Raw genomic sequence first — 5412 nt, forward strand, 5'->3', positions numbered from 1 at the left:
GTCGACTTAATTATAGAGGAAACAGATGTCTTTTTCTATTATTATGATTATAAAAAAAGATATTTAGTGTTATCCTCCGTTTGAGTAACAACACTAAATATCATAGACCCATTATAATTCAAGGTAAGTATTTTCCTATGAATTTTTCCATGTTAGAATGAAATTGTATGTGCTAAATTCATACATACATGAAAATTGAATGATATATTTTAAGGAGATATTTTTTGTATGAAGAAAATGACAATCTTATTAACGAGTATTTTGTCGATAGTATTATTGACAGGATGTAGTAAATGGGTGGATAAAGGACAGTCAATTACAGCTGTTGGATCCACGGCTTTACAACCATTAGTAGAAACAGTTGCTGAAGAATATCAAAATAATCATCCTGGACAATTTGTGAATGTCCAAGGTGGAGGTAGTGGTACTGGTCTAAGTCAAGTGCAGTCTGGTGCAGTTAACATCGGTAACTCGGATGTATTTGCTGAAGAAAAAAGTGGTATTGATGCGAAAAAATTAGTCGATCATCAAGTTGCTGTTGTGGGCATCACACCAATTGTAAATAAAAAAGTTGGTGTAAAAAATATTTCAATGGAGAATTTACAAAAAATCTTTACCGGAGAAATTACCAATTGGAAGCAAGTTGGTGGTAATGATGTGGATGTCGTAATCTTAAATCGTGCTTCTGGTAGCGGGACACGCGGGACATTTGAACGTTGGGTGCTAAATGGTAAAAAACCAAAAGCGGCACAAGAGCAAGATTCTAGTGGTACTGTTCGCCAAATTGTTGCAGATACACCCGGGGCAATTAGCTATGTTGCCTTTTCATATGTGACAAAAGATGTGGCTACTTTATCAATTGATGGTGTTGCGCCAAATGATGACAATGTTAAAACCAATAAGTGGATTATTTGGTCTTATGAACATATGTATACCAAGGGACAACCTACCGAGTTAACGAAAAAATTCTTAGACTATGTTCTTTCTGATAAAGTCCAAAAAGAGATTGTTGCTAAATTAGGCTATATTGCGATTACTGATATGCAAGTGAAGCGTGATTGGCAAGGCAATGTGATTCAGTAGCCTTTACAAAAAATTTACAATCTTTGCTTAAAATTAACATAAGATTTATCGAAAATTGATATTCAATCGTTAAACTGAGATCATAGAATAGAAATGGGGGATGACCTCTTGGAAGATATGAAAGAAGTATTAATGAAAAAATCTAAAAGGGCAAGAATGGAACAACGCGGTAAGTTTATCAGCTTTATTTGTATTGCAATTATCGTATTGGTTGTGCTATCTATCTTTTATTTTGTTGCAAGTAAAGGACTTGCCACTTTCTTTGTAGATAAAGTGAATGTTTTTGACTTTTTATTTGGAAAAGAATGGAATCCAAGCGAGTTAGGGGCAAATGGGCAGCCACAAGTGGGCGCCTTACCAATGATTTTGGGCTCGTTTTTAGTTACTTTTCTATCGGCAATTATCGCAACACCATTCGCTATTGGTGCAGCAGTGTTTATGGTTGAGATTTCACCAAAACAAGGACAAAAGATTTTGCAACCAGTTATTGAGTTATTGGTAGGAATTCCATCAGTAGTTTATGGTTTTATCGGTCTATCAGTGATTGTACCGGCTGTGCGTTCGGTCTTTGGTGGGACTGGTTTTGGTATTTTAGCGGGAACGTTTGTTTTATTTGTCATGATTTTGCCAACAGTTACAACCATGACTGTAGATGCCTTAAAAGCAGTTCCGCGTCATTACCGTGAAGCTTCCTTAGCATTGGGGGCCACTAGATTTCAAACCATTTACAAAGTGGTGTTACGTTCAGCTGTGCCAGGAATTTTGACGGCTGTTGTTTTCGGAATGGCACGTGCATTCGGTGAAGCACTTGCGATTCAGATGGTTGTGGGAAATGCTGCTTTGATGCCAACAAGTTTAGTGACGCCAGCAGCTACTTTGACATCGATTCTTACAATGGGAATCGGAAACACGATTATGGGTACCGTTGAAAATAATGTTTTATGGTCCTTGGCATTAATCTTATTAGCTATGTCTTTAGTATTTAATATTATTATTCGAATGATTGGTAAGAAGGGAGTGTTAAAGTAAGATGAATGCAAAAAAAATCGATAAAATTGCTACCGGTGTGTTATATGCTATCTCGGGAATCATCGTATTTATCTTGGCTGCCATGTTACTTTACATTCTATTACGCGGCTTGCCACATGTTTCTTGGCATTTTTTAACATCACCCTCTAAAGCTTATCAAACAGGTGGCGGAATCGGTATTCAATTATTTAACTCATTGTATTTACTACTCATTACAATGATTATTAGCTTTCCATTATCCTTAGGTGCGGGAATTTACCTATCTGAGTATGCGAAGAAAAATTGGCTAACTGATTTAATTCGTACTTCAATTGAAATTCTAAGCTCTCTACCATCAGTAGTTGTTGGTTTATTTGGTTTCTTAGTTTTTGTCATTCAATTTCAATATGGCTTTTCTATTCTTTCGGGAGCCTTAGCCTTAACCTTGTTTAATTTGCCACTATTAACTAGAAATATTGAAGAGTCCTTACGTGCGATTCATTTTACGCAACGTGAAGCTGGATTAGCATTAGGTTTATCACGCTGGGAAACGGTTATCCATGTCGTTTTACCTGAAGCTTCTCCTGGTATTTTAACAGGCTTAATTTTAAGTTCTGGACGTATCTTTGGTGAAGCAGCGGCCTTGATTTATACTGCCGGTCAGTCGGCGCCAGCTTTAGATTTTACTAACTGGAATCCGTTAAGTGTCTCTAGTCCGATTAGTATTTTTCGACAAGCAGAAACTTTAGCTGTGCATATTTGGAAAATTAATTCAGAAGGGACTATGCCTGATGGGGCTCAAGTTTCAGCAGGGGCTTCTGCAGTCTTAATACTGGCTGTCTTAATTTTTAACTTTGGTGCACGGGCATTAGGTAAGAGACTGCATAAAAAATTGACCTCTGCGTAAGAAAGGATAAATAATGAAACAATATAATTTGAATGATCGTCACGTAATTACTTTTGATGGTCAAAAAGATTTAGCTTTATATACAGAAGATTTACATGTCTGGTATGGGCAAAATGAAGCGATTAAAGGCGTTGATATGCAATTTGAAAAAAATAAAATCACTGCTTTAATTGGACCATCTGGCTGTGGAAAATCGACTTATCTTCGCTCATTGAATCGTATGAATGACAGTATTGCCAATACTAAGGTAACTGGTAAAATCATGTATCGTGGGGTAGATATTAATTCACCTCAAGTGGATGTTTATGAAGCACGCAAACATATTGGTATGGTGTTCCAAAGACCTAATCCATTTAGTAAGTCAATTTATGAAAATATTACTTTTGCCTTAAAACGTCATGGGATGGCCAATAAAGAAGAGTTAGATGAAATTGTTGAAACTTCATTAAAACAAGCTGCACTTTGGGACCAAGTGAAGGATAATCTACATAAAAGTGCTTTAGCTTTATCTGGTGGGCAACAGCAACGATTATGTATTGCTCGTGCGATTGCGATGAAACCAGATATTTTATTACTTGACGAACCAGCAAGTGCGCTAGATCCAATTTCAACAGGAACGGTGGAAGAAACATTAATTCACCTGAAAGATCAATTTAGTATCGTTATCGTGACCCATAATATGCAACAAGCTGCTCGAATTAGTGATTATACTGCCTTCTTTTATATGGGCAATGTGATTGAATATGATAAAACCAATAAAATTTTCACCCGACCAAAAATTCAAGCAACAGAAGATTATGTATCTGGTCATTTCGGATAAAGAAAGGAAAGATAAATTTGGCAGAAACAATTATTTCTTCTCGTGATTTACATTTGTATTACGGGAAAAAAGAAGCGCTCAAAGGAATCAATTTAGATATATATAAAGGTGAAATCACTGCGATGATTGGTCCTTCAGGCTGTGGGAAATCAACTTATCTACGTTCTTTAAACCGAATGAATGACTTAATTCCCAACGTGACAATCACTGGTAGTGTGATGTACAAAGGAAAAGATATCTATAGTCCTAAAACTGATACTGTTGAGTTGCGTAAAGAGATTGGCATGGTTTTTCAACAACCGAATCCTTTTCCGTTTTCAATTTATGAAAATGTGGTCTATGGTTTGCGTCTTAAAGGGGTAAATGATAAACAAATTTTAGATAAAGTTGTGGAAGAAAGTTTAAAAGCAGCCTCTGTCTGGGATGATGTGAAAGATAAATTACATCAAAGCGCCTTATCTCTTTCCGGTGGACAACAACAGCGCGTATGTATCGCTCGTGTGTTAGCGGTTGACCCTGATATTATTTTATTAGATGAACCAACCAGTGCTTTAGACCCAATTTCTTCTGGAAAAATTGAAAATACCCTGTTAGAATTAAAGGAAAAATATACGATGATTATTGTGACGCATAATATGTCACAAGCGACACGGATTTCAGACCGCACTGCATTTTTCTTGAATGGTGATTTAATTGAATATGATAAAACCAAGAATATTTTCTTAAGTCCACAAAGACAAGAGACAGATGATTACATTTCAGGGCGTTTTGGTTAATAAAAAAGGAGAGAAAAACATGCTACGTTCACAGTTTGAAGAAGATTTACTTAATTTACACAATCAATTTTATGAAATGGGTATGCTTGTGAGCAAAGCCATTCATCGATCAGTTCGTGCTTATGTCAATCATGATAAAGAATTAGCAAAACAAGTCATTGAACACGATGAAGAAATTAATAATTTAGAAATTCAGTTAGAGAAGAAAAGTTTTGAGATGATTGCCTTACAACAACCGGTTACTACTGATTTACGTCGAATCATTACCGTGATGAAGGCTAGTTCTGATTTGGAACGCATGGGAGATCATGCGGTTTCTATCTCCAAATCAACAATCTTGGTAAAAGGACAAACACGTATTCCGAAAATTGAAAAAGAAATCTCGGATATGTCCGATTCTGTGAAGAAAATGGTTGATAATGTATTGGTAGCCTACGTAAAAATGGATCAACAAGATGCGAAAATGATTGCGGCAATGGATGAAAGGGTAAACCAACATTTTCGAGATATCTATGATCATACCATCGAAGCAATGAAAGCTAATCCAGATACAGTTATCTCAGGAACAGATTATTTAAATGTTGCCCAATATTTAGAAAGAATTGGTGACTATGTAACCAACATTTGTGAATGGATTGTCTACTTAGCAACCGGTAAAATTACTGAATTAAATTCTAACCGTACTGCAGAATAAGTCGAGTTAAGCGAAAGGGGCTGACCCAAAAGTAGCCCCTATGTGAAAAAATAGAGGTCTTTCCATTTAGATAGTAGTGGAAAGATCTCTATTTATCTTTTGAAAGTGAATACAAAAATAAAGC

General features: G+C 36.0%; 6 protein-coding genes. All 6 read left to right on the forward strand.

Features of this window, described 5'->3' with window-relative positions; all coding sequences use genetic code 11:
* Positions 1 to 228: 228 nt before the first annotated feature.
* The 6 genes from ACTQZM_RS11630 (at position 229) to phoU (ending at position 5288) form a co-directional block, all read left to right on the forward strand.
* Positions 229 to 1083, forward strand: a complete 855-nt coding sequence (locus ACTQZM_RS11630) for a phosphate ABC transporter substrate-binding protein PstS (protein ID WP_441653859.1) — start codon at positions 229 to 231, stop codon at positions 1081 to 1083.
* Positions 1084 to 1191: 108 nt separating this feature from the next.
* Positions 1192 to 2112: a phosphate ABC transporter permease subunit PstC gene (pstC, locus tag ACTQZM_RS11635; RefSeq protein ID WP_248624833.1), complete on the forward strand. Its 921-nt coding sequence runs from the start codon at positions 1192 to 1194 to the stop codon at positions 2110 to 2112.
* Between the two features lies 1 nt (position 2113).
* Positions 2114 to 2998: a phosphate ABC transporter permease PstA gene (gene pstA / locus ACTQZM_RS11640; protein ID WP_047342617.1), complete on the forward strand. Its 885-nt coding sequence runs from the start codon at positions 2114 to 2116 to the stop codon at positions 2996 to 2998.
* 13 nt (positions 2999 to 3011) lie between these two features.
* Complete coding sequence (gene pstB, locus ACTQZM_RS11645) at positions 3012 to 3818, forward strand: phosphate ABC transporter ATP-binding protein PstB (protein ID WP_047242961.1); 807 nt, start codon at positions 3012 to 3014, stop codon at positions 3816 to 3818.
* 17 nt (positions 3819 to 3835) lie between these two features.
* The gene (pstB, locus tag ACTQZM_RS11650; RefSeq protein WP_016251845.1) at positions 3836 to 4594 is read left to right on the forward strand and encodes a phosphate ABC transporter ATP-binding protein PstB; all 759 of its coding nucleotides are present in this window, start codon (positions 3836 to 3838) and stop codon (positions 4592 to 4594) included.
* Between the two features lie 19 nt (positions 4595 to 4613).
* Positions 4614 to 5288, forward strand: coding sequence for a phosphate signaling complex protein PhoU (phoU, locus tag ACTQZM_RS11655; RefSeq protein ID WP_113784277.1), 675 nt, complete (start codon positions 4614 to 4616; stop codon positions 5286 to 5288).
* The last annotated feature ends 124 nt before the right edge of the window (positions 5289 to 5412 follow it).

This window comes from Enterococcus cecorum (assembly GCF_052119425.1).
Taxonomy (GTDB): Bacteria; Bacillota; Bacilli; order Lactobacillales; family Enterococcaceae; genus Enterococcus_E; species Enterococcus_E cecorum_C.

Excerpts from the sequence above, each read along its gene's own strand:
- phoU (WP_113784277.1), top strand. The coding sequence starts at position 4,614 with ATGCTACGTTCACAGTTTGAAGAAGATTTACTTAATTTACACAATCAA.
- pstA (WP_047342617.1), top strand. The coding sequence starts at position 2,114 with ATGAATGCAAAAAAAATCGATAAAATTGCTACCGGTGTGTTATATGCT.
- ACTQZM_RS11630 (WP_441653859.1), top strand. The coding sequence starts at position 229 with ATGAAGAAAATGACAATCTTATTAACGAGTATTTTGTCGATAGTATTA.
- pstB (WP_047242961.1), top strand. The coding sequence starts at position 3,012 with ATGAAACAATATAATTTGAATGATCGTCACGTAATTACTTTTGATGGT.